We start from the raw sequence: 279 nt of genomic DNA, 5'->3' as shown, positions 1-279 counted from the left end.
AACCGATTGGACCATTTACCGAGATGAAAGAAGACGATTATGGGCTTTTTGTTCGTGGTCGTTTACTTATTGATGATGATCCATTGGCAAAACGTGCGCATGCTCATATGAAGGCTGGCAGTGTCAAGGGGATGTCGATTGGTTACATGCTGAAAGATTGGGAATATGACTCTGCAAAGGGTGCATTTTTACTTAAAGAAATTGATCTGTGGGAAGTGTCTATTGTGACCATGCCTGCAAATACTGAAGCAAAGATTACCGAAGTGAAAGCATCGCTTC

Annotated in this window: 1 protein-coding gene; it reads left to right on the top strand. The window is 42.3% G+C overall.

Going from position 1 to position 279, the window contains the following annotated elements; translation table 11 throughout:
• Positions 1-23 precede the first annotated feature (23 nt).
• The coding region (locus tag EAH57_RS15850; protein WP_228200055.1) for an HK97 family phage prohead protease at positions 24-279 on the top strand (256 nt) is incomplete at its 3' end.

This window comes from Acinetobacter sp. 2JN-4 (assembly GCF_003687745.1).
In the GTDB taxonomy this organism is placed as follows: Bacteria; Pseudomonadota; Gammaproteobacteria; order Pseudomonadales; family Moraxellaceae; genus Acinetobacter; species Acinetobacter halotolerans.
The sequence above is the reverse complement of the archived record's forward strand: the minus strand, read 5'-3'. Positions and strand labels throughout refer to the sequence as shown.